Annotated in this window: 19 protein-coding genes; 12 read left to right on the forward strand and 7 right to left on the reverse strand. The window is 71.7% G+C overall.

Annotated features, from left to right (window positions below):
- Window positions 1–53: 53 nt before the first annotated feature.
- Window positions 54–1,049, reverse strand: coding sequence for a LacI family DNA-binding transcriptional regulator (locus tag AB0D85_RS37150; protein ID WP_362330280.1), 996 nt, complete (start codon window positions 1,047–1,049; stop codon window positions 54–56).
- A gap of 438 nt (window positions 1,050–1,487) precedes the next feature.
- Between AB0D85_RS37150 and AB0D85_RS37155 the strand changes: the two genes are divergently transcribed.
- Genes AB0D85_RS37155 through AB0D85_RS37170 form a run of 4 tightly spaced genes read left to right on the forward strand, consistent with a single transcriptional unit; the run spans window position 1,488 to window position 5,777 of the window.
- On the forward strand, window positions 1,488–2,444 hold the full coding sequence (locus tag AB0D85_RS37155; protein WP_362330283.1) for a TIM barrel protein: 957 nt from the start codon (window positions 1,488–1,490) through the stop codon (window positions 2,442–2,444).
- A gap of 10 nt (window positions 2,445–2,454) precedes the next feature.
- Window positions 2,455–3,879 carry a sugar porter family MFS transporter gene (locus AB0D85_RS37160; RefSeq protein ID WP_362330286.1) on the forward strand — a complete coding sequence of 475 codons (1,425 nt, stop codon included), beginning with the start codon at window positions 2,455–2,457 and terminating at the stop codon, window positions 3,877–3,879.
- Between the two features lie 18 nt (window positions 3,880–3,897).
- On the forward strand, window positions 3,898–4,914 hold the full coding sequence (locus tag AB0D85_RS37165) for a Gfo/Idh/MocA family oxidoreductase (protein WP_362330290.1): 1,017 nt from the start codon (window positions 3,898–3,900) through the stop codon (window positions 4,912–4,914).
- On the forward strand, window positions 4,911–5,777 hold the full coding sequence (locus AB0D85_RS37170; protein ID WP_362330293.1) for a sugar phosphate isomerase/epimerase: 867 nt from the start codon (window positions 4,911–4,913) through the stop codon (window positions 5,775–5,777). Before AB0D85_RS37165 ends, AB0D85_RS37170 begins: the two co-directional genes overlap by 4 nt.
- Window positions 5,778–5,897: 120 nt before the next feature.
- Here the strand turns inward: AB0D85_RS37170 and AB0D85_RS37175 are convergent, their stop codons facing one another.
- Window positions 5,898–7,874, reverse strand: coding sequence for a BTAD domain-containing putative transcriptional regulator (locus tag AB0D85_RS37175; protein ID WP_362330297.1), 1,977 nt, complete (start codon window positions 7,872–7,874; stop codon window positions 5,898–5,900).
- 57 nt (window positions 7,875–7,931) lie between these two features.
- On the opposite strand from AB0D85_RS37175, the gene AB0D85_RS37180 reads away from it, so the two are divergent.
- Window positions 7,932–8,813, forward strand: a complete 882-nt coding sequence (locus tag AB0D85_RS37180) for an alpha/beta hydrolase (RefSeq protein WP_362330300.1) — start codon at window positions 7,932–7,934, stop codon at window positions 8,811–8,813.
- 43 nt (window positions 8,814–8,856) lie between these two features.
- Here AB0D85_RS37180 and AB0D85_RS37185 read toward each other — a convergent pair whose 3' ends face one another.
- Together AB0D85_RS37185 and AB0D85_RS37190 are read right to left on the reverse strand one after the other, a co-directional pair.
- The gene (locus tag AB0D85_RS37185; protein WP_362330303.1) at window positions 8,857–11,154 is read right to left on the reverse strand and encodes a Dyp-type peroxidase; all 2,298 of its coding nucleotides are present in this window, start codon (window positions 11,152–11,154) and stop codon (window positions 8,857–8,859) included.
- Between the two features lie 51 nt (window positions 11,155–11,205).
- Entirely contained in the window at window positions 11,206–13,119 is a 1,914-nt protein-coding gene (locus AB0D85_RS37190; protein WP_362330306.1) for a galactose oxidase early set domain-containing protein, read from the reverse strand.
- A gap of 202 nt (window positions 13,120–13,321) precedes the next feature.
- Here AB0D85_RS37190 and AB0D85_RS37195 point away from each other — a divergent pair, with 202 nt between their 5' ends.
- On the forward strand, window positions 13,322–13,756 hold the full coding sequence (locus AB0D85_RS37195) for a hypothetical protein (protein WP_362330309.1): 435 nt from the start codon (window positions 13,322–13,324) through the stop codon (window positions 13,754–13,756).
- Window positions 13,757–13,821: 65 nt separating this feature from the next.
- Here the strand turns inward: AB0D85_RS37195 and AB0D85_RS37200 are convergent, their stop codons facing one another.
- Complete coding sequence (locus AB0D85_RS37200; protein WP_362330312.1) at window positions 13,822–14,241, reverse strand: DUF6299 family protein; 420 nt, start codon at window positions 14,239–14,241, stop codon at window positions 13,822–13,824.
- Window positions 14,242–14,511: 270 nt separating this feature from the next.
- Here AB0D85_RS37200 and AB0D85_RS37205 point away from each other — a divergent pair, with 270 nt between their 5' ends.
- The 6 genes from AB0D85_RS37205 to AB0D85_RS37230 all read left to right on the forward strand — a co-directional run bounded on the left by AB0D85_RS37205 (window position 14,512) and on the right by AB0D85_RS37230 (window position 19,318).
- Complete coding sequence (locus AB0D85_RS37205) at window positions 14,512–14,706, forward strand: DUF5999 family protein (RefSeq protein WP_362330315.1); 195 nt, start codon at window positions 14,512–14,514, stop codon at window positions 14,704–14,706.
- Window positions 14,707–14,920: 214 nt separating this feature from the next.
- Entirely contained in the window at window positions 14,921–15,733 is an 813-nt protein-coding gene (locus AB0D85_RS37210) for a PaaX family transcriptional regulator C-terminal domain-containing protein (protein ID WP_362330318.1), read from the forward strand.
- Window positions 15,734–15,922: 189 nt separating this feature from the next.
- On the forward strand, window positions 15,923–16,474 hold the full coding sequence (gene cysC / locus AB0D85_RS37215; RefSeq protein ID WP_362330321.1) for an adenylyl-sulfate kinase: 552 nt from the start codon (window positions 15,923–15,925) through the stop codon (window positions 16,472–16,474).
- Window positions 16,471–17,385: a sulfate adenylyltransferase subunit CysD gene (cysD, locus tag AB0D85_RS37220; protein ID WP_362330324.1), complete on the forward strand. Its 915-nt coding sequence runs from the start codon at window positions 16,471–16,473 to the stop codon at window positions 17,383–17,385. The genes cysC and cysD overlap by 4 nt, the downstream gene beginning before the upstream one ends.
- 2 nt (window positions 17,386–17,387) lie before the next feature.
- Window positions 17,388–18,596: a GTP-binding protein gene (locus AB0D85_RS37225; protein ID WP_362330327.1), complete on the forward strand. Its 1,209-nt coding sequence runs from the start codon at window positions 17,388–17,390 to the stop codon at window positions 18,594–18,596.
- Between the two features lie 269 nt (window positions 18,597–18,865).
- Window positions 18,866–19,318, forward strand: a complete 453-nt coding sequence (locus AB0D85_RS37230) for an ATP-binding protein (protein ID WP_362330330.1) — start codon at window positions 18,866–18,868, stop codon at window positions 19,316–19,318.
- Here AB0D85_RS37230 and AB0D85_RS37235 read toward each other — a convergent pair.
- Both AB0D85_RS37235 and argF read right to left on the reverse strand, forming a co-directional pair.
- The gene (locus AB0D85_RS37235; protein ID WP_362330333.1) at window positions 19,278–20,714 is read right to left on the reverse strand and encodes an amino acid permease; all 1,437 of its coding nucleotides are present in this window, start codon (window positions 20,712–20,714) and stop codon (window positions 19,278–19,280) included. The genes AB0D85_RS37230 and AB0D85_RS37235 overlap by 41 nt on opposite strands.
- Window positions 20,715–20,825: 111 nt before the next feature.
- Window positions 20,826–21,833, reverse strand: coding sequence for an ornithine carbamoyltransferase (gene argF, locus AB0D85_RS37240; RefSeq protein ID WP_362330336.1), 1,008 nt, complete (start codon window positions 21,831–21,833; stop codon window positions 20,826–20,828).
- Window positions 21,834–21,842: the final 9 nt, after the last annotated feature.

Here is a 21,842-nt window from a genome sequence, read left to right on the forward strand (position 1 = left end):
CACCCGGCCGGCGATCGGCCGGCCCCCACCGGGCACTCGGGCCGTCCTCCGCTTCACGAAGCGGGGGGCGGCCCGCTGGTGCCCCGTACCACCAGTTTCGGGTCCAGCACCGCCTCGCGCGGCTCCAGTTCGGTGTTCTCCAGCCGTTCCACGGCGAACCGCACCGCGTACTCGGCCATCAGGCGCGCGTCCTGACGCACGGTGGTCAGGCCGATCGGCATGAGGTGGGAGAGATGACTGTCGTCGAAGCCGACCACGGAGACGTCCCGCGGGACCTCGACACCACCCCGGGTCATCGCCATCAACACACCCATCGCGCAACGGTCGTTGCCCGCCAGCACGGCGGTCGGCAGGGGCAGTCCCCGGTCCCGCTCCGCCAGCAGCAGCCGTCCTGTCTCGATACCGGACTGCTCGGTGTGCTCACCGGGTATCACCCGGATCTCCGGTTCGAGACCGTGCCGGCGCATCGCGGCCCGGTAGGCGCGCCGCCGCTCGGCCGACCCGGGACCCCCGCCGCCGTCGATGTGCACGATCCTGCGGTGCCCGAGTTCGACCAGGTAGTCCATGGCCTGCCGGACGCCCTTGCTCTCGGCGCTGTGTACGAAGTCGACCCGGGCCCGTGGCACCCGTCGGCTGATCGACACGGTGACGGCCCGCTGGCCGAGTCCGTCGAGGTAGGCGGGCTCCGCGTCCGGGCCGAGCAGGATCAGCGCCTCGCAGCGGTGGCCGAGCAGCGCCTCGACCGCCTTCTCCTCGCTGCGGCCCTGGGCGGCGGCGGAGAGCAGCACGTCGTAGCCGAGCCGCTCGGCCTCCGGGTAGATGCCCTCGATCAGGTCGGTGTGGAAGGTCTGGTGGACGGTGAACATCACGCCGAGGGTGCGACTACGGCCGCGGGCCAGCAGCCGGGCCGCGCTGTCGGGGCGGTAGCCGATCTCGTCGGCGACCCGCAGCACCCGTTCGCGCGTCTCCTGGCTGGCGCCCGGCTGGTTGCGGAACACGATCGACACCAGCGCCCGGGAGACCCCCGCCCTGTCGGCGACGTCGGCCATCGTCGGCCGCTGCCTGCCCGCTGCATCCACCTGCGCACCCACCCTTCGACGGAGCCCAGCCTAGGGGGTATCCGGCGGATCATGCCGGCGTCGCGGGCCCTGGCACGCACATCTGCCGCGTTGTCGTCACTCGCCGACGTCCCCCAGCCTTCGGCCGGGAGGTGCCCCCACCGCGTCGACTCCCTCCTCCGCCTTGCAGCTGCACGCACCAGACCCCGCTCGCGGTCGGCCAGGAAGCACCGTCTCCTGTAGCCGACCTGATCCGCCGGACACCCCCTAGGGGGTGCGCCCCGATCCCCCAGGAAATCCCCCGGCAACAAGGTATTGACATGACATTCGGACAGGGGTCATCGTACTCGCACTAGAGCGCGCTAGTAGAGCGCAGCAGCCAGCTGGCGGCAGCCCTCCCCGTCTCCCCCTCTCCCCGAAGGACACGCCATGGCAACGGCGCCATCCCCCCTCCGCACCACCGTCGGCAACCTGTGCCTCGGCTCCGCCCCCGACTCCTGGGGCGTCTGGTTCCCGGAGGACGAGCACCAGGTCTCGTACACCCGCTTCCTCGACGAGCTGAAGCAGGCCGGCTACGAGTGGTTCGAGCTCGGGCCCTATGGCTATCTGCCCACCGACCCGAAGGTGCTGAAGGAGGAGCTCGACGCCCGCGGGCTCAAGGTCTCCGGCGGCACCGCGTTCGGCGCGCTGCACCGCCCCGAGGCCTGGGACGAGATGCTCGCCCACGTCCGCCAGGTGGCCACGCTGACCCAGGCCGCGGGCGCCCACCACCTGGTCCTCATCCCGCCCATGTACCGGGACGAGAAGACCGGCGCGTTCACCGAGTCGCCCGAGCTGACCGCCGACCAGTGGGCGGGCTTCGGCAAGGCCGCCGACCGGCTGGGCAAGCTGCTCCTCGACGAGTACGACGTGCGCCTCGTCATCCACCCGCACGCGGACAGCCACATCCAGACCCAGCCGGAGATCGAGCGGCTGCTGAACGAGTCCGACGGCCGCTACACGAATCTGTGCCTGGACACCGGGCACGTCGCCTACGGCGGTGGCGACAACGTCGACCTGATCCGCCGCTTCGGCGAGCGCGTCGGCTATGTCCACATCAAGCAGATGGACCCGGAGATCCTGGCCCAGGTCGCGGCCGAGGACCTCGGCTTCGGCGAGGCCGTCAAGCGGGGCGTGTGCGTGTCGCCGCCGGCCGGTGTACCGAACCCGGCCGACGTGGTGGCCGAGCTGGCAAAGCTCGACGCCGAGCTGTTCGTGATCGTCGAGCAGGACCTCTACCCGTGCGCCCCCGAGGTGCCGCTGCCCATCGCCACCAGCACCCGTGAGTACCTGAACGGCTGCGGCCTGTCCGGTACCCGGCGCCCCGGCCTGAACCCGAACCGGTAGGAGGCGGCCGATGAACGTCAGGGACGACACGCTCCAGGCCGCCGCCCCCGTCACCGACCAGCCCTCCCCGGCGGTCTCCCGGCGGCTGCGGCTCATCACGATCATCGCCACCTTCGGCGGACTGCTCTTCGGTTACGACACCGGTGTCATCAACGGCGCCCTGCCCTACATGAGCAAGGACCTCGGGCTGAACGCGGTCACCGAGGGCATGGTCACCAGCTCGCTGCTGCTGGGCGCCGCGCTCGGCGCGGTGGCCGGCGGCCGGCTGTCGGACGCGCGGGGCCGCCGCCGTACGATCCTCACCCTCGCGGTGCTGTTCTTCGTCGGCGCCCTCGGTGCCACGCTGGCCCCGACCACCGCGGTCATGATCGTGGCCCGCTTCGTGCTGGGCCTCGCGGTCGGCGGCACGTCGGTCACCGTGCCGGTCTACCTCGCGGAGATCTCCCCCGCCGAGCGGCGCGGCGCCCTGGTCACGCGCAACGAGCTGATGATCGTCAGCGGGCAGCTGCTGGCCTTCACCTCCAACGCGGTCATCGCGAACGTGGGCAGCGAGTCCGGTGGCATCTGGCGCTGGATGCTGGTGATCGCCACGGTCCCGGCCGTGGTGCTGTGGTTCGGCATGCTGGTCATGCCGGAGAGCCCGCGCTGGCTGGCCTCCCGGACCCGCTTCAACGAGGCTCTCGAAGTACTGAAGCAGGTGCGGTCCCAGCAGCGGGCCGAGGCCGAGCTGGCCGAGGTCTCCGCGCTCGCCGTGAAGGAGGAGCAGGAGAGGCTCGGCGGCTGGCAGGACATGCGGTCCACCCCGTGGCTGCGCAAGCTGATGTTCGTGGGCTTCGGCATCGCGATCGTGCAGCAGATCACCGGCGTGAACACGATCATGTACTACGGCACCCAGATCCTCTCGGACGCCGGCTTCGCCTCGGACACCGCGCTGACCGCCAACATCGCCAACGGTGTGATCTCGGTGCTGGCCACCTTCGTCGGCATCTGGCTGCTGGGGCGCGTCAACCGCCGTCCGATGCTGATGACCGGCCAGATCGGCACCACCCTCGCCCTGCTGTTCATCGGCGTGTTCTCCCTGCTGCTGCCCGCCGGGGACGGCCGGGCCTACGCCGTGCTCGCCATGACGGTCACCTTCCTCGCCTTCCAGCAGGGCGCGATCTCCCCGGTCACCTGGCTGATGCTGTCGGAGATCTTCCCGATGCGGATGCGCGGCTTCGGCATGGGCATCGCGGCCGTGGTGCTGTGGCTGACCAACTTCGTGATCGGCCTGGTCTTCCCCTCGCTGGTCTCCGCCATCGGGATCTCCAACACCTTCTTCCTGTTCGTCGTGGCGGGGATCCTCTCGCTCACCTTCGTGAAGCTCTACGTCCCCGAGACCAAGGGCCGCACCCTCGAAACCCTCGAAGCCGAGCTCCGCGCGCGCTTCTCCTGACCATGTGAAGGAATCACCATGACTGTTCGAGTAGGAGTGATCGGCGCCGGCTGGATCGGCAAGGAGCACATCCAGCGCCTCACCCACACCGTCACCGGTGCCCAGGTCACCGCGGTCACCGACATCGACCCGGCCCGTGCCGCCGAGGCCGCGGAGCCGGTCGGCGCCCGGGTGCTGCCCGACGGCGCGGCCGTGGTCGCCGCGGACGACGTCGACGCGGTGCTCGTCACCTCGTGGGGCCCGACCCACGCCGAGCACGTGCTGAACGCGATCGCGGCGGGCAAGCCGGTGTTCTGCGAGAAGCCCCTGGCCACCACCGCCGAGGACTGTCTGAAGATCGTCGAGGCCGAGCGGGCGCACGGCCGACGGCTGGTCCAGGTCGGCTTCATGCGCCGCTACGACGTCGGCTACCGGCAGCTGAAGCAGGTCATCGACTCGGGCCGGATCGGCGAGCCGCTGATCGTGCACTGCGCCCACCGCAACCCGACCGTCCCGGAGTCGTACACCTCCGAGATGGCCTCGCTGGACACGGCGGTGCACGAGGTCGACGTGCTGCGCTGGCTCCTCGACGACGAGATCGTCTCCACCCAGGTGATCACCCCGCGCGCCACCAGCAAGCGGTTCGCGCACCTCAAGGACCCGCAGATCATCCTCTTCGAGACCGCCAAGGGCGTCCGTATCGACCTGGAGGTCTTCGTCAACTGCCGGTACGGCTACGACATCCAGTGCGAGACCGTCGGCGAGGAAGGTTTGGTCCGGCTGCCCGACCCGGCCGCGGTCGGGGTCCGCACCGCGGGTCAGCACAGCACCGAGGTCCTCACCGACTGGGTGGGCCGCTTCCGGGACGCCTTCGACACCGAGTTCCGCGAGTGGATCGCGGGTATCGCGGCCGGCCAGGAGCCGACCGGCCCCTCGGCCTGGGACGGCTACGCCGCCACCGTCATCACCGCCGCGACCGTCGAGGCCCTGGAGTCGGGCACCGTCGTCGCCACCGAGATCGAGCCCCGCCCGGCCTTCTACGGAGGCACCGCATGAAAATCGCCCTCGACCCGTACATGTTCCGCGCCCTGCCGATCGACGACATGGTGCGCACGGTGGCCGAACTCGGCTACGAGTACATCGAGTTGTCGCCGCGTGACGACTTCATGCCGTTCTTCCTGCACCCGCGCGCGGACGACGAGCGGATCGCGGAGCTGAAGAACTCCCTGCGCACGCACGGGGTGCAGCTGTCCTCGGTGCTGCCGCTGTACAAGTGGTCGTCCCCGGACGAGACCGAGCGCCAGGCGGCCGTCCGCTACTGGAAGCGGATGATCGAGATCACGGCGGACCTCGAATGCCCGCTGATGAACAGCGAGTTCAACGGGCGCCCGGAGCGCGCGGCGGAGAGCGAAGCGGCCTTCTGGCGCTCCCTTGAGGAACTCCTCCCCCTCTTCGAGCGCGAGGGCATCGCCCTCAACCTGGAGGCGCACCCGGACGACTTCTGCGAGGAGAACACCCCCGCGGTGGACCTGGTCCGCGCGATCAACAAGCCATGGGTGAACTACCTCTACTGCGCCCCGCACTCCTTCCACCTGTCGGGCGCCGACCCTACGGCGGACATCGCGGCGATGATGCGCTACGCCGGTGACAAGCTGCAGCACGTGCACATCGCGGACTCCTTCAACCACAAGGGCTCCAGCGGGCTGCGCTACATCCTCAACCCGCCCGGCACCACGGCCCGGATCCACCAGCACCTGGACATCGGCCAGGGCGAGGTCGACTGGGACGCGTTCTTCGGCACGCTGCATGAGCTGAACTTCGACGGGGTCGCCACGGCCTGCGTCTTCGCGTGGGAGGAACGGGCGCGGGAGTCCTCGGCGTTCATGCTGGACCGGATCAAGAAGGAGCTCGTGGCGTAGGCGTTTTGCCGACAGAGCCGCGATCGGCCGTCGATCGGCTGCGGCGCCGTCGTGGCTGGTCGCGCCCACGCGGCGGTAGCCGCACATGAATACAGCCCCGCGCCCCTTCGGGGGCGCTGCTCAGCCGAGCGCTTTCTCGATCGCCGTCAGCCAGGTGTCCACCGGGCCGACTGTCAGCAACCCGCTGGCCGCACCCGCGAGTTGGCCGGCGGCCGGGCGTAGTCGGGCCAGGCAGCGGCGCAGTGTCGGGCGGTCGTCGAGGGCCAGGGCGACGGCCGCCGCGACGCACCACAGCGCCTCCTGCACGAGGTCGGCAGGAGGTTCGGGCAGCCCGCGAAGCACGTCGCGGGCTGCCCTTTCGCCGTCGGTGGCAAGGGCGAGCGCGGGCCGGATCCAGGGGAGATACGGCCCCCAGTCCGCGTCCGGGTCGACGGCCCCGCGGATGTCGTAGGGCCGCCCGGACAGACGGGCACAGAGCAGCGCGAGGGGAAGCAGACCGTCGCGCACGCCGGGCATACCCGGCCCGTCGAGCAGCCGGTCGACCTCGCGGTAGGCGGCCCCGGCGCGGTCGGGGTGTCCGGTCGCGGCCAGCCGCAGCGCCCGGTACCCGTCCGTGAACACGCGGACCAGCGGCAGTTCGTGGCGGTCGGCCAAGTGGTCGGCCGCCTCGGCGTGTTCGTCCGCCGCGGCGAAGTCGGCGAGGCCCGCGCGGGACTGCACCCTGATCAGGTGGCCGAGCACCTCGTAGGTGACCAGGCCGTGCCGTTCGGCCAGGGCGATCAGTTCGGTGCCGATGGCGTCGCGGCGCGGGGCGAGGCCGGCCGTCGTGCAGGACTGCATGAAGACGCCGTTGAGGGCGAAGGCGAGCAGGGCGGGGTCGTCGAGGCGGCGGGCGAGGCTTTCCGCCTCGGCGGCGGCTTCCGCGGCTCGGGACGACCCGGTGCCGCGGGTCTCCAGGGCGATCGTGGCGAGCAGCCGGCAGCGGGCCGGGTCCTGGGCCGGGGTCGCGGGGAGCCGGGCCAGGGCGCGTTCGGCGGCTTCGACGATCCGGTGGGCGCCCGCCGGATCGTCGGACCGGGGCCAGATCGCGGGGACGTCGTAGGCGCCGATCACGCGCGCCGTCAGTTCCGGGTCGCCGAGTTCCTCGGCCGCCGTGATCGCCGCGAGCCGGTGTTCCCGGGCGGCGGCCAGCCCGCCGGAGCCGGTCACCGCGAGGGTGCGCAGCAGGCCGACGGCCGATTCCAGGCGGGCCCGGGCACCGGCGGCCACCGTGCGGTCGTACGCCTCGGCCGCCCGGGACCACACCCGGGCCGCCGCGGCTTCCCGTTCCGCGTCCAGGGCGGGGTCCTGCGCGAGGATGTCGGCCTCCAGCCGGCGCAGGGCCGGGCCGGGGTCGACGCCCAGCTGGTCGGCGAGGGTCGCGCGGGCCCGGCGCAGCACCGCGAGGGCGTCGCCCTGGCGGCCGGTCCGGTAGAGGGCGAGCGCGAGCAGCCGCCAGGCGTCCTCGCGCCACGGGTGCCCGGTGAGGTGGGCGTCCAGGTCGGGCACCGCCTCGGCCGCCCGGCCCCCGGCGAGCAGTGCCCCGGCCCGCTGCTCGACCGCCCGCAACCGCAGCTCGGCGAGCCGGGCCCGCTCGCCCCGGCACCACTCCTCGTCCGCGAACTCGGCGTAGGCGGGCCCCCGCCACAGCTCCAGCGCCTCCCGCAGCCGCCGGGCCGCCTGAGCGGGGTCCTCCGTCGCGGCCGTCTCCACGGCCGTCTCGAACCGCCGGGCGTCCACCGTGTCCGTGCGCAGGGCGTAGCCGGGGCCGTCGGTGACCAGCAGCCGGGCCGGGGTGCGGGGCGGGCGGTCGGGTTCGAGGGCGCGGCGCAGATCGCCCACGAAGGTGCGGACCGTGCCGACGGCGGTGGGCGGCGGCTCCTCCCAGAGGTCGGCGACCAGGCGGGCGACGGGTACGACCCGTCCGCGGGCGACGATCAGCCGGGCCAGCACGGCCCGGTGCCTGGGCCCCTTCAGGGCGAGCGGAACGCCGTCCCGCTCGGCCGTCACCGGTCCGAGCACCCCGAAGGCGACCCGGTCGGCCTGGTCCCTGCTCACCCGCCCACCGTACGTGCTGCTGACCGGCTGCTGATCCGGCCACGGGAGTCTCGGCGCATGAAGCACATGGACATCCCCGGTTTCCAGCGGCACCGCGTCCCGGTCGCGGACGGCGTCTCCCTGCACACGGCCGTCGGCGGCACCGGCAGCCCGGTCGTGCTCCTGCACGGCTTCCCCCAGACCCACCTGATGTGGCGGCACGTGGCCGCCGGCCTCGCGGACGGCCACACCGTGATCTGTCCCGACCTGCGCGGCTACGGCGCCAGCGACAAGCCGGCCGACGCGGACGGGACGTCGTACGCGAAGCGGACCATGGCCGCGGACGTCGTGGCGCTCGCCCGGGAGCTCGGGCATGAGCGTTTCGCGCTGGCCGGGCACGACCGGGGTGCCCTGGTCGCCTTCCGGGCCGGGCTCGACCATCCGGACGCCGTCACGCACCTGGCGCTGCTGGACGTGCTGCCGACCGTGGACATGTGGGAGGTGCTGCGCGGTGCCTCGGCCGCCGTGGCCTTCCACCTCTACCTCATGGCCCAACCGCCCGGTCTGCCCGAGCAGTTGATCGGCGCGGCCCCCGACCTGTTCTTCGGCCACTTCCTCGACCTGTGGTCCGGCGGCCCGGGGGCGATCCCCGCCGACGTCCGTGCCGTCTATCTCGCGGCCTGCCGGGAGGCGGTGCCGTCGATCGTGGCCGACTACCGTGCCTCGGCCGGCGTCGACGCCGAGCACGACCTGGCCGACCGGGCCGCCGGGAACGTGCTGCGCATGCCGGTGACCGTGCTCCAGCAGGACTGGGGCGCCGCCCTCGGCTACGACGCGGCCGCCCTGTGGCGGGCCTGGGCGCCGGACCTGGAGCACCGCACGGTGAGCTGCGGGCACTTCATGGCGGAGGAGGCGCCCGGCGAGGTCACCGACGCGATCAGGAAGACGCTCACCCGCTGACCGGGTCGGGCCCCGGCGCCGGGGCCCGACCCGAAGCGGTCCGTCAACTACGCCTGAACCACGGCGTGTTGGGGCGGGAGTCGCGGACCTGTGCGTCCTGGTGGCCGAAGCCGTCGGCGATGGAGATCAGCCGGTACCGGCCGCCGTCGTGCTGGACCCAGCACAGGGTCTTGCCGCCGCTGCGGACCTTGCCGGGGACGAACTGGAAGGCGTCCACCTTGGTGACGCCGTTCAGCGACTGCCAGCGGCCGAGGTCGCGGTCGTCCCGGTCGAGGACGTCCGTGTGGTTGGTGTCCTGGGCGACCGACACGAGCCGGTAGCGCTGGCCCTGCGGGGTGGTGTGGAAGAGCCAGTACTGGAACTTGCCGTCCTCCGCGGGCTGCATGTCGGGCACCGGCAGGACCGCGTCGACACGGGTGACGCGGACACCGCCGCCGAAGGACCTCCAGTTGGTGAGGGGGCGGTCGTCGCCGACCTTGCGGCTGCTGTGGCGGGCGTTGTGGGCGACGTTGATCCGCCGGTAGACCTGGGTGCCGTTGACGGTGTGGAAGAGCCAGTAGCTGCTCTCGCCGTTGAGGTCCTGTTCGTCGGGCACGGGCCAGATGGCGTCGACCCGTTCCACTCCGGCCAGCGCCGGCCAGGTGCCGAGGTCGGCGCCGGTGCCGATGGCGAGGGCGGTGGCGTCGTCCGGGCCGGCGGTCAGCTGGCCGGCCTCGTCGGCGCCGACGCCGACGACCCGGACCGTGCGGCCGGAGAAGACCCAGTACCGGCCCGCCACGTCCGGCCAGGGCAGGATCTCGTCGAGGGGGCCCGGCTGGACCGAGGCCTGCTGGTCCCCGGAGGGCTGGGGCGCCGTGGTCTGGCCGCCGGTCACCGGCGCGCCGTCCAGGCGGCCCTCGCCCAGGTTGCGCAGGGTGGAGAGCGAGGGGCTGAAGGCGTAGAGGGAGCCCTCGGTGTGCACGAAGGGCTTGAAGTGCAGCGTGGTGATCTCGGCCTTGCCGTTGGTCTTCGTCGCGAACGCGACATCGCCGCTGCCGATGTCGGTCAGGGCACCGGCGATCATCGGGTCCGGGCCGGGCATGGGTTCCCGGTCGGGCGGGAAGTTGGGGGTGTTGCACCAGTTGCGCTGCATGAACTCGAACTGCCGCACCAGGTCCGCCTGGTAGCAGATGAACACCAGGCCGCGCGGTTCGTCGGGGCCGCCCTTCGAGGAGGCGGGGTCGAAGGGGGCGCCGTAGGGGACACCGCGGCGGATGATGCGGCGCGGGTCGAGGACCTCCTCCTCGATCAGCTCCTTGTCGATCAGCCCGTCGCGCGGGTTGGTCTTGCGCAGATGGGAGAAGAGCGGGGTGATCACACCCTCGGGGTCGTCCTTGTAGCTGATGACGTTGTCCGGATCGATGTCGGGGTCCTGGGCGAGGTCCGGGTGGTTGTGGACCGAGGCGCCGCACCGCCAGCGGCCCACCAGGCGGGCGGCGAGCCACTCGCTCGACGTCCTGGCGTCCACCACCCCGGCGTCCTTCAGCCGCTGCAGTTCGGTGGCGACCTGCGCCCACCAGCCGGGCACGTCCTGGCCGAGCCGCCGCACCACCTGGAAGGAGCCGTTGCGCATCCACTCGGGCACGCCCTTGGGCAGGGCGGCGCCGGTGGCGCCCAGGACGAAGAGGTCGGCGGAGACGAGCCGGGCGCCGGGCTCGGGCTCCTCCTCGATGCCTGCCACGTTCGGTTCGCTGACGCCGTCCTTGAAGCCGAAGTGCTCGCGGCCCCGGCGCGATCCGGGCAGGACGTTGCCGGGCTGGACGTGGGCGATGCTGATCCCGGCCCGGGAGACCGCGTCCTGCTGACGGCCCAGCTCCTCGCTGAGCCCGCTCTCCGTGTCGGAGGCGACGGTGAGCACGGCGTGGGTGACCTGGTTCTGCTCGGCGCCGAACAGCCAGCGGCCGGGCTCGTTCCGGTCGACGTCGCCCAGGACGTCCGCGCGGAAGGCGGCGCCCTGCACGAAGGCGCCGATCGTGCCGCGGCCCTGGTTCTCGGGCAGCAGGTCCTTCTTGCCGGTGAGGTGCGCCAGTCCCGGATAGGTGAGGCTCAGGCCCACCCAGGTGGCCTTCAGATTGGCCGGGTCGGCTCCCATCGAGTTGTGGCGGGCCTCGCTGAACTTGGCGTTGAACGTGGCGACCTGCTGGGTCGTGGCCAGGCGCGGGACCAGGTCCTTCAGCCAGCTCCGGGCGGCGGCCGCGTCGCCGAACCGGAGGAAGAGCAGGGTCACGTTGTCCTTCTTGAACCCGGCGAGGACGTCGCCCTGGATCTCGGTGCTGTCGCGCAGCGACACGGGGGTTGCCATGGATCTCCCTTGGATACGTCGGATACGTGGGTGCGGGGACGGCGGGAACGGTCAGACGGTGGGGCTCAACCGCACCCACTGGGCCGTGCTGGGCACGCCCCGGTCGTCGAGGAGGAAGAGCAGGTAGTAGCCGGGCGGCGCGTCCTTGGCGGACTGCGGGGCCCGCAGCCGCAGCGTGTTGCCGGCCCGTCTGGTGATGTCGAGCTGGATGCGGCGCTGGCTGGTGTCCACCGAGTGGGTGGAGGTGATGGGCGCCATCAGCACGGCCTTGTCGATGTCGTCCGGCGTGAACGAGTCGACGTCGAAGGTGGCGCCGTAGCCCACCGCGCCGCGCGGCACATGGGCCAGGTCGGGCCGGGTACCGCCCTGGTGCAGGTACGGCGGCTCGTAGATCTCGATGCTGCCGTTCATCCCGGAGTTGATGTCCGGGTTGTTGGCGATCTCCTGGAGCTCGTCGCCGGTGATCATGATGCGGCCGTCGGGCAGCAGGACGGCGTTGGAGTGGTAGCCGCGCGGCAGCCGCTGCTGGGGGCCGGTCCGCCAGGTGCCGTCGGCGCCGCGGATCTCGGTCTTGCGCCACTTGTCGTCGGCGTTGGGGTTGTACTGGCCGTTGCCGTAGTCGCGGATGTCGAAGCCGCCGTTGACGGTGAAGAGCCGGCCGTCGGGAAGGATCAGCGTGTCGTCCTGGGTACGGCCGAAGGCGCGCGAGGTGTCCTCGCTCCAGGTGCCGTTGGAGAACCTGTAGGTCTTCGGGTTGTTGCGGTCGCCGCCGAGGATCAGCACCGAGTCGGGGCCGGCGCCGGGGGTGGTGTTGGGCAGGGCCACCGCGGAGCCGTAGTTGCGCATGCCGCCGTCGGGGCGGCTGCGCAGCGGCTGCTCGGTCTTGGCGTCCGTGTCGAAGACGAACTGCTCGTCGAAGTTGCGCCCGAAGCCGTAGATCTTCCCGTCCCGCAGGGAGAACAGGTGCGGGTAGTCGGTCGAGTAGTCGGCCTTGGTCGTCTGCCACTTCTCCAGCGCCTGCCCCTGGGGCTTGGTCGCGGGGTCGTACGACACGTCCTTGCTGTTGGCCGGGAACTGCTCGATCGACTTGGAGAGCTTGCCCCAGCCGATGTCGCCGTGGCCGGAGGTGATGAACTGCCGGCCGTCGGAGCCGGTGACGACCGAGGGGTACCAGCGGCCCTCGGCCATGTCCTGCTCGGTGTACCAGGTCTCCTTCCAGGGGTCGAAGACCAGGGCGAGGTGGGCGCCGGTGCCGTGGTTGCCGCCGAGGTTGCCGCCGAAGACGCCGACCATGCCGTTGGGCAGATAGGCGTGCCCGGCACAGAAGACGGGGGCGGGGCGGTCCTGGTTCAGGCCGTCGTCGATGGGGACCACGGGCGGCGTCACCTTCGTGAAGGCGTCCTTGCCGTAGCCCTTGGCCGGGTCCCAGAGGTAGGCGCGGCCCGCGTTGGCCGCACCGATGACCTCGGTGGGCGCGGTCTCCTTGTTGGGGCTGGTCTCGACGGCCTCGAAGGAGAACAGCAGCACCTTGCCGGTGGGCAGCAGGGCCACGTGGTCGCCGTAGTCGGGGCTGGAGAAGTACTGGTTGAACGTGCCCGACTGGCTCGGAGTGAAGGCCTTGTTCGCCTCGGCCTGCGAGTCGGTGTGCTCCTTCAGGCTGCGGTTGCGCAGCGGCTGCGGATACCCGTTGTCGATCGCGCGCAGCCCGATCCGGTCCCGGGCCAGTTCCTCGGCGCGGGCCTGCCCGAGGGCCTTGACCTCCTCCGGGCGGACCTCCTTGGCGATCTGTTCCCGGGTGATGTGCACACCGCCCGGATGGGGATCGGCGGTGTGTGCCGCGGCCGGGGTGGGGCCGAACACGGCCGGTGCGGTGACGGACAGGACGACGGCGGCGCAGCCTGCCGCGAACGTCCAGCGCCCACGGGACAGCCGGGAGCTACGGGACAGAGGGGTCACGGGAGACATGGAACTCCTCACGGAGAGTGACGGAACGCGAGCAGTAAATCACACAGCGTAGCGATCTGAGTTCGCCCTGATGTTCGTCAGCTCGAAAGGTTGACCGCTTTGCCCCGATGGGGTGCAACGCTGCGTGTCCGCCGGATCGTCACTGCCCGTGACGGCTCCAATGGTCGGAAACCCGTCCCCCCGCCCTCCTGGGAGCCACCGCATGCCTGGAAAGACCCCCGGAAACCCCGGAAATCCCGGAAAGACCTCCGCGACCTGCGCCGCCCTGGTCGCCTCCCTGGCCGCTTCCCTGCTCGGCGCCGCCACCGGGCCGGCCGTCGCCGCGGCCGACCCGCCGGAGCCGCCCCAGCACATCGCGGGCGAGCTGATCCGCGGCGGCGCCGACGGCAGACCGCACGAGGTGTTCTGCCCCGCGATGCAGCATGTCTACAGCGGCGGCTTCGAGATCACCGCCGCACGCGGCAACCGGCTCGCACCGGAGCCCACCGACGTCCTCGTCGACCGCTCCAACGACAACGCCAGCGGCTGGATCGTCGCCGTGCACAAGGACCAGTTCCGGCGGCAGCACGAGACCGGGCCCGCCGACCTGACCGTCCACCTGGTGTGCTCGGACGACACGATGTCGCACGGCGCCTGAGCGCCCCGGCCGTATGCCCGAGCGGCCCGGCACCCCTGGGGTGCCGGGCCGCTCGGGCATACGTGTCAGGCGAGGGTGATGTCCCGCTGCGCGGTGGCGTGGAAGTAGGGCAGCGGCAGACCGCCCTGGGAACGCAGCTCCGTGATCGTGGCCTCGACATGGGCCGCGCCGCGCCTGAGCTTCTCCGAGGTGACCTTGCCGGTGTTCCGCCAGCGGTGCTCGGCCCCGTCGCACACGGCCCGGGTGCCGCCGACGCCGTGACGGTAGTCCGGCGAGTCCTGGCTGACCGAGGAGCTGACGAAGACCGGCCCCGAGGCATCGGTGCAGGTGTAGGTGCCGGAGAGGGTGACCGTGCCGTCGGAGGCGAGACGGCCGGTCCGGTCGACGGTGACGAACTCGGACGGAGCGGCGGTCACGGGGGCTACGGCGGCACACAGCAGCGCGACGGAACCGAGGGCCGCGGCGAGGGCGGAACGTACGGGCATGGCTTCCTTCCCGGATCGGGGGGTGGGGGCAAGCCCTGGATACCGGGCGCCCGAAGCCAAACGCGTGATCGTCACCCCATCGGCGGCGCATCCGGCGCGGCGAGGGCGCCGCCGGTATCCCCGGCGTGCCGCGACCGTCGTGGAAGCGTCAGGGAGTTGTCCGCGTGTTGTCACAGGTCGCTGCGGCCGGTTCCCCGGCGTTCACGGCGGGAGCATGGTCTGGGTATGCCTCTCGGCGAACGCGCCGCGGGCAACCCGTGGAGGTGCGCCATGTGTTCCCACCAGTCCTTGACCGCGACGGCCGACTGCGGCCTCCCGCACATCGTCGCCGCCCACCCCGAGCAGGGCTGGACCCTGCTGTGCGACGGGGCGATCGTCTTCGACGACACGGGCGAGCTGCACGCCGACGGCAGCGTGGTCCCGCCGTACCGCGGCCCGGCCGACCGGCTCGCCGTCGCCGCCTGACCGGGTTCCGGGTCGTACCTCGACCCGTATCCCGTGCGTGCCCCAGCAGGCCCCCGAGCCGTCACTCCGGTGGCGCAGGGCCCCGCACGCTTCCGAACCGACCCCGCACGGCCGGGCCCCGCTCCCGCCCCGCCGCCCGCGCGCGGGCCCCGCGTTCCTGACTCACATTCAGCCGGGCACCCGAGGTGACCAGCAGTGATGCCGGGGACCTAAAATGATCAACGTGCCCGAGCAACACGCCCCGAGGTCCCTCATCGTCACGCTCTACGGCGCGTACGGCCGCTTCCTGCCCGGCCCGGTGCCCGTCGCCGAGCTGATCCGGCTGCTGACCGCCGTCGGCGTGGACGCCCCCTCCGTACGCTCGTCGGTCTCCCGGCTCAAACGCCGTGGTCTGCTCGCGCCGGCCAGGACCGCACAGGGCGCCGCGGGCTACGAACTCTCCGCGGAGGCACGGCAGTTGCTCGACGACGGCGACCGCCGGATGTACGCGGCGGCGCCCCCGGAGGACGCGGGCTGGGTGCTCGCGGTGTTCTCGGTGCCCGAGTCGGAGCGGCAGAAGCGGCACGTGCTGCGCTCCCGGCTCGCCGGACTCGGCTTCGGCACGGCCGCGCCGGGGGTGTGGGTCGCCCCGGCCCGGCTGTTCGAGGAGACCCGGCACACCCTGTGCCGGCTCGGCCTCGACCCGTACGTGGACTTCTTCCGCGGTGACCACCTCGGCTTCGCCCCCACCGTCGAGGCGGTCGCCCGCTGGTGGGACCTGACGGCGATCGCCAAGGCGCACGAGCAGTTCCTCGACGCCCACGAGCCGGTGCTGCGTGGCTGGGAGCACCGGACGGACACCCCGCCCGAGGACGCCTACCGCGACTACCTCCTCGCCCTCGACTCCTGGCGCCATCTGCCGTACACCGACCCCGGGCTGCCGACGAGCCTGCTGCCCGCCGACTGGCCCGGCATCCGCTCGGCCGCCGTCTTCCTGGCACTGCACGAGCGGCTGCGGGACGCGGGAGGCACCTTCGCCGGGCTGTGAAAAACCATGTGCCCTGTGAACGGAACCCTTTTTGTGAAATGTTCATCGCAGGGGCCCGTGACCTCTTGCGTACCACGAGTCACTCAGCTAAACCTCAGCTTCCTTAACCATTCCTCTCAGACTTCTTACCTACCCTTCGACAGGTCGTACGCGGGCTTGACGAGAAGGTAAGGAAGAGGTCTGTTGCGCATGACCACCACGCCAAGGGCTCAGGGGGCCACGGTCTGGCTGACGGGGCTGCCGAGCGCGGGCAAGACGACGATCGCCCGGCTCCTCGGCGACCGGCTCAAGGCCCAGGGACATCGCGTGGAGGTCCTCGACGGCGACGAGATACGCCGCTTCCTCTCGGCCGGCCTCGGTTTCAGCCGCGAGGACCGCAACACCAACGTCCAGCGCATCGGCCTGGTCTCCGAGGTGCTGGCGCGCAACGGCGTGCTCTCCGTGGTCCCGGTCATCGCCCCGTACGCGGACAGCCGCGAGGCGGTGCGCAACCGGCACGAGAAGAGCGGGACGCCGTATCTGGAGATCCATGTGGCGACCCCGGTCGAGGTGTGCAGCGAGCGGGACGTGAAGGGCCTGTACGCCAAGCAGGCCGCGGGCGAGATGACCGGGCTGACCGGTGTCGACGACCCGTACGAGCCGCCCGCCGATCCGGCGCTGGTGCTCCACACCCAGGACCAGACGCCCCAGGAGTCGGCGGACGCGGTGCACGCGCTGCTGGTGGAGCGGGGGCTGGCATGAGCACCACGGCACGCACCTTCACGCTGTCCCACCTGGACGCGCTGGAGTCCGAGGCGGTCCATATCTTCCGCGAGGTGGCGGGCGAGTTCGAGCGGCCGGTGATCCTGTTCTCCGGCGGCAAGGACTCCATCGTCATGCTGCACCTGGCGCTGAAGGCGTTCGCGCCCGCGCCGGTGCCCTTCTCGCTGCTGCACGTGGACACCGGGCACAACTTCCCCGAGGTACTGGAGTACCGGGACCGCACGGTCGAGAAGCACGGACTGCGGCTGCACGTGGCCTCCGTGCAGGACTACATCGACCGGGGTGTGCTGCGCGAGCGGCCCGACGGGACCCGCAACCCGCTCCAGACCCTGCCTCTCACGGAGAAGATCCAGAGCGAGCGCTTCGACGCCGTGTTCGGCGGCGGCCGGCGTGACGAGGAGAAGGCCCGCGCCAAGGAGCGCGTGTTCTCCCTGCGCGACGAGTTCTCCCAGTGGGACCCGCGCCGCCAGCGCCCCGAGCTGTGGAACCTCTACAACGGCCGGCACGCCCCCGGCGAGCACGTCCGCGTCTTCCCCCTCTCCAACTGGACCGAACTGGACGTCTGGCAGTACATCGCCCGCGAGGAGATCGAGCTCCCTCAGATCTACTACGCCCACCACCGCGAGGTGTTCCTGCGCGGCGGGATGTGGCTGACCGCCGGCGAGTGGGGCGGGCCCCGCGAGAACGAGACCGTCGGGAAGCGCCAGGTGCGCTACCGGACCGTCGGCGACATGTCCTGCACGGGCGCGGTGGACTCCGACGCCGACGGCATCGAGAAGGTGATCGCCGAGATCGCCGCCTCCCGGCTCACCGAGCGCGGCGCCACCCGCGCCGACGACAAGCTCTCCGAGGCCGCGATGGAAGACCGCAAGCGCGAGGGGTACTTCTAGACATGAGCACCACCATCGACACCCTGCGTTTCGCGACCGCCGGCTCGGTCGACGACGGCAAGTCCACCCTCGTCGGACGGCTGCTGCACGACTCCAAGTCGGTCCTCGCCGACCAGCTGGAAGCCGTGGAGCAGGCGTCGCTGAGCCGTGGCAAGGACGCGCCCGACCTGGCCCTGCTGACCGACGGTCTGCGCGCCGAGCGCGAGCAGGGCATCACGATCGACGTGGCGTACCGCTACTTCGCCACCCCGAAGCGCCGCTTCATCCTCGCCGACACCCCGGGGCATGTGCAGTACACCCGGAACATGGTCACCGGTGCCTCCACCGCCGAGCTGGCGATCATCCTGGTCGATGCCCGCAACGGGGTCGTCGAGCAGACCCGCCGGCACGCCGCCGTCGCCGCGCTGCTGCGCGTCCCGCACGTCGTCCTCGCCGTCAACAAGATGGACCTGGTCGGCTACGAGCGGGCGGAGTTCGAGCGGATCGTCGCCGACTTCACCGCACAGACCGCCGAGCTGGAGCTCCCCGAGGTCACCGCGATCCCGGTCTCCGCGCTCGTCGGCGACAACGTCGTCGACCGTTCCGCGCACATGGACTGGTACGGCGGCCCGGCCCTGCTGGAGTTCCTGGAGAACGTCCCTGTCGCCGCGGACGCGGCCGACGCCCCGGCCCGCTTCCCGGTCCAGTACGTCATCCGGCACGGTGACATCCGCCACTACGCGGGCCAGCTGGTCTCCGGTTCGCTGCGGGTCGGCGACCGGGTCGTCGTCCATCCGTCCGGGGCGTCCTCGGAGATCACGGCGATCGACGTGCTCGGCACCGCGGTCGAGGCGGCCCACGCCCCGCAGTCCATCGGGGTGCGGCTGGCCGACCAGCGGGACGTCTCGCGCGGCGACATGATCACCGCCGGTCCCGAGGCTCCCGTGCTCACGCAGGACGTCACCGCGGCCGTGTGCCATCTGGCCGACCGGCCGCTGAGGGTCGGCGACCGGGTGCTGCTCAAGCACACCACCCGGACCGTCAAGGCGATCGTCCGTGACCTGGCGGGCGCCACCGCGCTGACCGCCAACGACCTGGGCCGGATCACCCTGCGCTGCGCGGAGCCGCTGCCGCTGGACGCCTACGCGGTCTCCCGCCGTACCGGCGCGTTCATCCTGATCGACCCGGCGGACGGGGCGACGCTCACCGCGGGGATGGTCGAACTCTCCTGACCTGGGAAAACACCGAGGAGCCCCCGGCTTTCGCCGGGGGCTCCTCGGTGTTTTGGGGGCGGTCGAACCACTGCGGGCGCGTCACAAGGTCACGGCGCGTCAATAAGGCGGTAACAGTGGGGAGGCTCGTGCGAGACGGGCCGTCGGTCGGGGTAAGCAACCCGTTAACCGGGTCGAGCGTCCCGTCCGGGGCCCGCTCGCAGGCCTCTGGGACAGGACCCGTACCATTCCCACAGTTGAAAGCAGGACAATCAGTGATCGCCTGCTCCATGAACGGACCAGCCGTGTACGAACCCCCTTCCGCCTCCGCCTCCTGGCGTTTCGCGCTGCCGCACACCGTGGCGGCCGTGCCGGTCGCCCGTGCCCTGGTGCGCTCGGCGATGGAGGAGGCGGAGCACGCGGCCGACACCGACACCGCCGAGCTGCTCACCGCCGAGCTCGTCGCCAACGCCGTGGAGCACACCTCCGGCCAGGGACCGATAGAGCTGGTCGTCGAGCTGATGCCGGGCGGCTGCAAGGTCGAGGTGCACGACCCCGACCCGGCCCCGCCGGCCCATCTCACCCGGCCCACGATCGAGCCGCCGGACCCCTGGCAGGAGGGCGGGCGCGGCCTGCTGCTGATCCGCGCCCTGAGCTCGTCCTGCGGCCACCGCCCCACCGAGTCCGGCAAGGCGGTGTGGTTCAGGCTTCCTGTAGTACCGCGTCAGTGGCGTCCGGCGTGACCGCACCAGCGGTGGCCAGCGTGGAGTTCCGGCGCCCGTAGCCGACGTAGACCAGCAGGCCCACGGCCAGGAAGACGGCGAACTGGAGCCAGGTCGTCCACCCGGTCTCGTACATCAGATACAGACAGAAGCCGACGCCCAGCAGCGGCACGAACGGGTGGAGCGGCACCCGGAAGGTGCGGGCGAGGCCCGGCTCGCGGCGGCGCAGAGCGATCACCGCGATGTTCACCACGGCCATGATCGCCAGGGTGCCGATGGTGCAGAGGTTCATCACCGCGTCCAGCGGGGCGAAGGCCGCGGGCAGCGCGAAGACGACCGCGACGATCAGGGTGCCGGCGACCGGTGTGGCGGTCCGCGGCGAGACCCGCTCGAAGACACGCGGGATCAGACCGTCCCGGGACATCGACATCAGGATGCGGGTCTGGCCGTACATCACGGCGAGGACGACGGAGGCGATGGCGACGACCGCGCCGAAGGCGATCACACCGCCGCCGACCGTGGACCCGGTGACCTGGTTGACGACGTAGGAGAGGGCCGCGGGACGCCCGGCCACCTGGTCGCCGCCGATGGCGCCGGTCGCGGCGAGCGCGACCGCGCAGTAGAGCAGGGTGACCACGGCCATGCAGACGAGGATCGCGACCGGGATGTCCCGGCGCGGGTTCTTCGCCTCCTCGCCGGCCGTGGTGATCGCGTCGAAGCCGATGTAGGAGAAGAACGCGGCCGTGGTGCCCGCGCCGATGCCGCCGAGCCCGGCCGGGGAGAACGGCACGAGGTTGCCGTCCTTGAAGGCGCTGAAGCCGATCGCGCAGAAGGCGACGAGGACGACCAGCTTCACGGCCGCCATCGCGGCGGTGGCCCGGGCGCTCTCCCGCACCCCGCGCACCAGCAGTACGGCGGCCATCGCGATGACGACCACCGCGGGGAGGTTCACGATCCCGCCGTCGCCGGGGCCCGCGGCCAGGGCGTGCGGGAGCTGGAGGCCGGTGAGGCTGTGCAGCAGTTCGTCGACGTACTGGCTCCAGCCGACCGCGACGGCCGAGATCGAGACGCCGTACTCCAGCAGCAGGCACCAGCCGACCAGGAACGCGGTGGACTCGCCGAGACCCGCGTAGGCGAAGGAGTACGACGATCCGGAGACCGGGATCGCGCCGCCCAGCTCGGCGAAGGAGAGGGCGGTGAAGACACAGGTGATCGCGGCGAGCACGAAGGAGACGACGACGGCCGGGCCCGCCTGGGCGACCGAGTCGGAGAGGCCGACGAAGATGCCGGTGCCGACGATCGCGCCGATGCCGAAGCAGATCAGCTGGAAGAGGCCCATGGTGCGGCGGAGGCCGTGGCCCGCGCGGTCGGCGCCGGATTCGGCGACCAGCAGGTGCGGGGACTTGATGCGGGGCATACGGGTGGTGCTCGTTTCTGGTGGTGCGAACGTCCCTCATGGGGGCGTGACGGCGGCTCGGCAGGGGTGGCGCCGGGCCGCCGGACAGGATAGGTCAGCGGGGACGGGGAGTCAGGCGAGTGTCGCCACCAGGACCGCCTTGATCGTGTGCATCCGGTTCTCGGCCTCGTCGAAGACGACCGAGTGCTCGGACTCGAACACCTCGTCGGTGACCTCCAGCTCGGTCAGCCCGTGGCGCTCGTGGATCTCGCGGCCGACGTCGGTGCCGAGGTCGTGGAAGGCCGGCAGGCAGTGCAGGAACTTGACGTCGGCGTTGCCGGTGGCGCGCAGCACGTCCATGGTCACGGCGTAGGGGCCGAGCAGGGCGATGCGCTCGTCCCAGACCTCCTTGGGCTCGCCCATCGACACCCACACGTCGGTGGCGATGAAGTCGGCGTCGCGCACGCCCTCCTTCACGTCCTCGGTGAGGGTGATCCGGGCGCCGGACGCGCCGGCGAGCTGCTCGGCCAGCTCGACGATCGTGTCGTCCGGCCAGAGCAGCCGGGGGGCGACGATCCGGACGTCCATGCCGAGCAGGGCGCCGGTGACGAGGTAGGAGTTGCCCATGTTGTAGCGGGCGTCGCCGAGGTAGGCGAAGGCGATCCCGGTGAGCGGCTTGTCGGTGTGCTCGGTCATGGTGAGCACGTCGGCGAGCATCTGGGTGGGGTGCCACTCGTCGGTGAGGCCGTTGTAGACGGGCACCCCGGCGAACGCGGCCAGCTCCTCCACGACGCCCTGTCCGTGCCCGCGGTACTCGATCGCGTCGAACATCCGGCCGAGGACCCGGGCGGTGTCCTTCACCGACTCCTTGTGGCCGATCTGCGAGCCGGCCGGGTCCAGGTAGGTCGTGTGGGCGCCCTGGTCGGCGGCGGCGACCTCGAAGGCGCAGCGGGTGCGGGTGGAGGTCTTCTCGAAGACCAGCGCGATGTTCTTCCCGCGCAGGTACTGCGTCTCGGTCCCGGCCTTCTTGGCCGCCTTCAGCTCGGCGGCCAGCTCGACCAGCCCGCGGAACTCCTCCTGGGTGAAGTCCAGCTCCTTGAGGAAGTGGCGGCCGGCGAGGGCGGTCGGGACTGTCGCCATGGGAGCGCT

It is taken from the genome of Streptomyces sp. NPDC048277 (assembly GCF_040652235.1).
Lineage (GTDB): Bacteria > Actinomycetota > Actinomycetes > Streptomycetales > Streptomycetaceae > Streptomyces.

Bases quoted from the DNA above. Each gene is read 5' to 3' on its own strand.
- AB0D85_RS37150 (WP_362330280.1), bottom strand. From the start codon at position 1,049: ATGGCCGACGTCGCCGACAGGGCGGGGGTCTCCCGGGCGCTGGTGTCG.
- AB0D85_RS37155 (WP_362330283.1), top strand. From the start codon at position 1,488: ATGGCAACGGCGCCATCCCCCCTCCGCACCACCGTCGGCAACCTGTGC.
- AB0D85_RS37160 (WP_362330286.1), top strand. From the start codon at position 2,455: ATGAACGTCAGGGACGACACGCTCCAGGCCGCCGCCCCCGTCACCGAC.
- AB0D85_RS37165 (WP_362330290.1), top strand. From the start codon at position 3,898: ATGACTGTTCGAGTAGGAGTGATCGGCGCCGGCTGGATCGGCAAGGAG.
- AB0D85_RS37170 (WP_362330293.1), top strand. From the start codon at position 4,911: ATGAAAATCGCCCTCGACCCGTACATGTTCCGCGCCCTGCCGATCGAC.
- AB0D85_RS37180 (WP_362330300.1), top strand. From the start codon at position 7,932: ATGAAGCACATGGACATCCCCGGTTTCCAGCGGCACCGCGTCCCGGTC.
- AB0D85_RS37185 (WP_362330303.1), bottom strand. From the start codon at position 11,154: ATGGCAACCCCCGTGTCGCTGCGCGACAGCACCGAGATCCAGGGCGAC.
- AB0D85_RS37190 (WP_362330306.1), bottom strand. From the start codon at position 13,119: ATGTCTCCCGTGACCCCTCTGTCCCGTAGCTCCCGGCTGTCCCGTGGG.
- AB0D85_RS37195 (WP_362330309.1), top strand. From the start codon at position 13,322: ATGCCTGGAAAGACCCCCGGAAACCCCGGAAATCCCGGAAAGACCTCC.
- AB0D85_RS37200 (WP_362330312.1), bottom strand. From the start codon at position 14,241: ATGCCCGTACGTTCCGCCCTCGCCGCGGCCCTCGGTTCCGTCGCGCTG.
- AB0D85_RS37205 (WP_362330315.1), top strand. From the start codon at position 14,512: ATGTGTTCCCACCAGTCCTTGACCGCGACGGCCGACTGCGGCCTCCCG.
- AB0D85_RS37210 (WP_362330318.1), top strand. From the start codon at position 14,921: ATGATCAACGTGCCCGAGCAACACGCCCCGAGGTCCCTCATCGTCACG.
- cysC (WP_362330321.1), top strand. From the start codon at position 15,923: ATGACCACCACGCCAAGGGCTCAGGGGGCCACGGTCTGGCTGACGGGG.
- cysD (WP_362330324.1), top strand. From the start codon at position 16,471: ATGAGCACCACGGCACGCACCTTCACGCTGTCCCACCTGGACGCGCTG.
- AB0D85_RS37225 (WP_362330327.1), top strand. From the start codon at position 17,388: ATGAGCACCACCATCGACACCCTGCGTTTCGCGACCGCCGGCTCGGTC.
- AB0D85_RS37230 (WP_362330330.1), top strand. From the start codon at position 18,866: ATGAACGGACCAGCCGTGTACGAACCCCCTTCCGCCTCCGCCTCCTGG.
- AB0D85_RS37235 (WP_362330333.1), bottom strand. From the start codon at position 20,714: ATGCCCCGCATCAAGTCCCCGCACCTGCTGGTCGCCGAATCCGGCGCC.
- argF (WP_362330336.1), bottom strand. From the start codon at position 21,833: ATGGCGACAGTCCCGACCGCCCTCGCCGGCCGCCACTTCCTCAAGGAG.